Here is a 3,942-nt window from a genome sequence, read left to right as displayed (position 1 = left end):
CCCCCCGCCTCCCCCCGGCGCCGCGCCCGTGCTCCGCCGCGCAAATCCTTGCCGAGTTTAGGGAACCGCCCGCCGAGGTCGCCGACAAGGATGCCAAGGGGGGAGGGACACAAGGACAAGGTGCCATGCCCAAGCCAGCCTGCAAGACTGCCTCCGACCAGCCGCCAGCCTGCTTCACCGCCGAGATGACCGCATCGCTGCCCGCGCTGCGCAGCTTCGCGCGCTCGCTGTGCCGCCAGCGCGACATCGCGATGGCCGATGACCTGGTGCAGGAGACGATGGTGCGCGCCTGGTCGTCACGCCATACCTTCCTTCCGGGCAGCAAGTTCCGTCCGTGGCTGTTCACGATCCTGCGCAACCAGTTCTACAACGCGGTGAGGAAGCAGGGCCGGCTGGTCGCATGGGAGCCCGAGGCGGCCGAGCGGCTGCTGGTGCAGGCCCCCGATCAGGAAGAGCGCATCCATGTCGCCGATCTCGAGGGCGCCTTGCAGCAATTGCCCGATGGCCAGCGCGAGATGCTGATGCTGATCGCGGGCGCGGGGCTGAGCTACGAGGAGGCGGCCGAGGTCGCGGACTGCAAGCTCGGCACGGTCAAGAGCCGGATCAACCGCGGGCGGGCGGCGATGCGCGTGATCATTGCGAACGGCGAGGCGCTGCCCGAGGCCTGAACGGGCGAAGCCCGCCCGAACAAGTTGCGGGCCCGCTTCCCAGGGAAGCGGGCCCGCATGGGGGTGGCGCAGGGCGTGTGCCTCGGACCCCGCGCCACCCTTGTCTGCCACAGGCTTATTGCGGGGGCGTGTCGCCTTCGGCCTGTTCCTCGACCATCTCGGCCTTGGCATCGGCGCGTTCGCGCACCGCATCGGCCTTGTTCTCGAGGTTCTGCTCGGCCGCCGGATCGACGCCGTCGGTGGTCTGGTCGAGCCCGTCGGCGCGCTGTTCCATCGTATCGGCGATGGCTTCGCCCTGCTCCTCGATCGCGTCGGCGCGTTCCTCGGCCTGTTCTTCGGCGGCGTTGTCGCAACCGCCGAGGCCAGCCCCGGCCAGGGCGAGGATGGCGGCGAAGGTGCTGAGATTCTTCATGCGCTGCGCTCCCGGGCTCAACGGACCGAGCCGCGACGGAACAGGTTGACGATCGCCAGCAGCACCAGTGCGCCAAGGAACGAGACGATCAGCGCGCTGATCGAGAAGTCGCCGTCCATGATGTTCCCGCCACCGATCAGCGGATTGAGGAGGAAACCGGCGACGAGTGCGCCGACCACGCCGACGATAATGTTGAGGAAGATGCCCTGCTGGGCGTCGGTGCGCATCACCATGCTGGCGAGCCAGCCGAGAATGCCTCCGATGATGATGATCAGGATAAGGTTCATTCGCTGTCTCCTTGCCGAGAGAGGCCTTGCCCGCCCGCGGCCGCTGGCCGGCCGCGCGCCGCTTGGCTTCGACATGCCCATGCCTGACAGGGTGGGGGGGATGTGCCCTCACCTATGTTGTGGGGGATGCATCACTGCGCTCCTCAGGCGAGCGGCGCGGGCAATCCGAACAGGCGCGCAAAGCGCAGCGCACAGGCGCGGTCACCGGTGATGGCGAGGCCCGCGTTCGCCTCGAGTTCCTCCCACGGCACCCCGGCATAGATCCCGGCTGCGATCACGTCGGCGGACGGCGCGTGGAACACCGCATCGCAGCCCCCGGGATCGCCGCGCCGGATCGGCAGCTCGCGGCCCTCGGGCTCGGCCACGAAGCGCTCCTCGCCAATCGCGAAGCCGATGCGGCCGGTGAAGGCGGCGCAGGCCTCGCGGTCGAGCATGGTGCGCAAGGACAGCATCAGCGAGACCGCGGAGAGCGGCAGGCGCGGATCGTGGGCGCGCGATTGCGCCGCCCAGCGCCCGAGCTCCTGGATCAGCGGCTCGGCGGCAAGGCCCCACTGCGTCAGCTCGTAGACCTGCGCCTTGCCGGGCGGCGGCAGCGAGCGGCGGGCGACCACGCCCGATGCCTCGAGCGCTTGCAGCCGCTCGGTCAGCACCTTGGCCGAAATGCCGGGCAGCGCGGCGCGCAGGTCGGAAAAGCGCCGCGCCCCCAGCATCAGCTCGCGCACCACCAGCAGCGCCCAGCGCTCGCCGATGACCTCGAGCCCGAAGGCCGTGCCGCAGGCGTCATTGTACCAGCGCCCGTGTCCGACTGCGGGCCCGGAAGGTCGGCCCGTCTCTTTTTCAGTTACCTTTGGTGACTTCATGGTTGACGAAAGTAACCTCCCGTCAGACAAGACGCAAGGGAGCGAGTCGCAAAGGCGGCCTGCGGAGGAGGAAAACACCATGTATATCGACGGATTTGTCATTCCCGTGCCGACGGAAAACCGGCAGGCCTTCATCGACCACGCTGCCGCCGCCGACAGCCTGTTCATCGAAATGGGCGCGTTGCGCGTGGTCGAATGCTGGGGCGATGACGTCCCCGAAGGCAAGCAGACCGATTTCCGCCGCGCGGTCGACGCCGAGGCGGGCGAAAGCGTCGTCTTCAGCTGGATCGAATGGCCCGACAAGGCGACCCGCGATGCCGCCTTTGCCAGGATGATGAGCGAGGATTTCGACGATCCGCGCATGGACCAGACGAAAAATCCCATGCCCTTCGACGGCAAGCGCATGATCTTCGGCGGCTTCGTCCCGGTGGTCGACATGGGGGGCGAGGGATGACCGCGAAGAACACGATTTGCCTGTGGTATGACGGCGCCGCCGAAGACGCCGCGCGCTTCTACGCGCAGACCTTCCCGGACAGCAGCCTCGATTCCGTCCACCGCGCACCGACCGACTTTCCCTCGGGCAAGGCAGGGGACGTGCTGACGGTGCAGTTCACCGTGCTCGGCATCCCCTGCATCGGCCTCAACGGCGGGCCGATCTTCCCGCACACCGAGGCCTTCAGCTTTCAGGTGATGACCGAGGATCAGGCCGAGACCGACCGTTACTGGGACGCCATCGTCGGCAATGGCGGGCAGGAAAGCGCCTGCGGGTGGTGCAAGGACCGCTGGGGCCTCAACTGGCAGATCACCCCGCGCACCCTCACCGAAGCGCTCGCGGCGGGCGGCGACGAGGCGGCGCGGGCGTTCGGCGCAATGATGAACATGGGCAAGATCGATGTCGCCGCGATCGATGCCGCGCGGCGGGGTGAGGGCTAATGCGCAGGATCCATGCGGCCGCCTTCGTCTCGCTCGACGGGGTAATTCAAGGGCCGGGCGGGGTCGAGGAAGACACCACCGGCGGCTTTTCGTCCGGCGGCTGGGTGTTCGGCCTTTGGGACGATGCCGTGGGCGCGGAGATCGACCGCCTGTTCGGGCGCGGTTACGACCTGCTGCTCGGGCGGCGCACCTATGACATCTTCGCGGGCTACTGGCCCTATGTCGATCCCGAGGACGAGGGCAGCGGGCCGATGGCCAAGGCCTTCACCGCCTGCCGCAAATATGTCCTCTCGCGCGGCACCCCGCAGCTCGATTGGGCCAACAGCCACCAGCTGCGCGGGGTCGAGGAGGTCGCGGCATTGAAGCGGACCGAAGGCCCCGATCTGGTGATCCAGGGATCGGGCACGCTCTATCCGCCGCTGCTCGCGGCCGGGCTGATCGACCGACTGACGCTGATGATCTTCCCGGCGGTGCTGGGCAAGGGCAAGCGCCTGTTCGGCGAGGGGACGCAGCCGGGCCTGCTGGCGCTGGTGGAACAGCGCGCCGGAACGAACGGCACGATCATCGCCACCTACGAACAGCGCGGCCCGCTGCCCTCGATGGCCGAGGTCAGCCCGCCCCCGATGGACAGCGCGCGCGAGGCGGCCCGGCAGGCGGCGATGGCGCGCGGCGAGTGGTAGCAGCGCTCAGCGGCGCTTGAGGAAGAGGTAGAGCGCGCCTTCGCCGCCGTGGCGGATATGGGCGCGGCGCACCGCGGTGATCGCATCGGCATGGCGGCTGGC

General features: G+C 68.7%; 7 protein-coding genes. 4 read left to right on the top strand and 3 right to left on the bottom strand.

Annotated elements, in window-relative coordinates; translation table 11 throughout:
* The coding region (locus AX692_RS07770) for a sigma-70 family RNA polymerase sigma factor (protein ID WP_230961047.1) at positions 1-668 on the top strand (668 nt) is incomplete at its 5' end.
* 115 nt (positions 669-783) lie between these two features.
* Here the strand turns inward: AX692_RS07770 and AX692_RS07765 are convergent.
* The 3 genes from AX692_RS07765 to AX692_RS07755 form a co-directional block, all read right to left on the bottom strand.
* A complete protein-coding gene (locus tag AX692_RS07765; protein WP_073974751.1) occupies positions 784-1,080 on the bottom strand; it encodes a hypothetical protein in 297 nt (98 codons plus the stop codon).
* 17 nt (positions 1,081-1,097) lie between these two features.
* On the bottom strand, positions 1,098-1,367 hold the full coding sequence (locus tag AX692_RS07760; protein ID WP_073974752.1) for a GlsB/YeaQ/YmgE family stress response membrane protein: 270 nt from the start codon (positions 1,365-1,367) through the stop codon (positions 1,098-1,100).
* A 143-nt stretch (positions 1,368-1,510) separates the two neighbouring features.
* On the bottom strand, positions 1,511-2,227 hold the full coding sequence (locus AX692_RS07755; RefSeq protein WP_073974753.1) for a winged helix-turn-helix transcriptional regulator: 717 nt from the start codon (positions 2,225-2,227) through the stop codon (positions 1,511-1,513).
* Positions 2,228-2,306: 79 nt separating this feature from the next.
* Between AX692_RS07755 and AX692_RS07750 the strand changes: the two genes are divergently transcribed.
* The 3 genes from AX692_RS07750 to AX692_RS07740 are packed head-to-tail and all read left to right on the top strand — an operon-like array spanning position 2,307 to position 3,840.
* Positions 2,307-2,681, top strand: coding sequence for a DUF1428 domain-containing protein (locus AX692_RS07750; RefSeq protein ID WP_073974754.1), 375 nt, complete (start codon positions 2,307-2,309; stop codon positions 2,679-2,681).
* Entirely contained in the window at positions 2,678-3,160 is a 483-nt protein-coding gene (locus tag AX692_RS07745; protein WP_073974755.1) for a VOC family protein, read from the top strand. Before AX692_RS07750 ends, AX692_RS07745 begins: the two co-directional genes overlap by 4 nt.
* Complete coding sequence (locus AX692_RS07740; protein WP_073974756.1) at positions 3,160-3,840, top strand: dihydrofolate reductase family protein; 681 nt, start codon at positions 3,160-3,162, stop codon at positions 3,838-3,840. The genes AX692_RS07745 and AX692_RS07740 overlap by 1 nt, the downstream gene beginning before the upstream one ends.
* The last annotated feature ends 102 nt before the right edge of the window (positions 3,841-3,942 follow it).

Origin of the sequence: Erythrobacter donghaensis, assembly GCF_001557325.1 — a bacterium.
Lineage (GTDB): Bacteria > Pseudomonadota > Alphaproteobacteria > Sphingomonadales > Sphingomonadaceae > Erythrobacter > Erythrobacter donghaensis_B.
The sequence above is the reverse complement of the archived record's forward strand: the minus strand, read 5'-3'. Positions and strand labels throughout refer to the sequence as shown.

Bases quoted from the DNA above. Each gene is read 5' to 3' on its own strand.
- AX692_RS07765 (WP_073974751.1), bottom strand. From the start codon at position 1,080: ATGAAGAATCTCAGCACCTTCGCCGCCATCCTCGCCCTGGCCGGGGCT.
- AX692_RS07760 (WP_073974752.1), bottom strand. From the start codon at position 1,367: ATGAACCTTATCCTGATCATCATCATCGGAGGCATTCTCGGCTGGCTC.
- AX692_RS07755 (WP_073974753.1), bottom strand. From the start codon at position 2,227: ATGAAGTCACCAAAGGTAACTGAAAAAGAGACGGGCCGACCTTCCGGG.
- AX692_RS07745 (WP_073974755.1), top strand. From the start codon at position 2,678: ATGACCGCGAAGAACACGATTTGCCTGTGGTATGACGGCGCCGCCGAA.
- AX692_RS07750 (WP_073974754.1), top strand. From the start codon at position 2,307: ATGTATATCGACGGATTTGTCATTCCCGTGCCGACGGAAAACCGGCAG.
- AX692_RS07740 (WP_073974756.1), top strand. From the start codon at position 3,160: ATGCGCAGGATCCATGCGGCCGCCTTCGTCTCGCTCGACGGGGTAATT.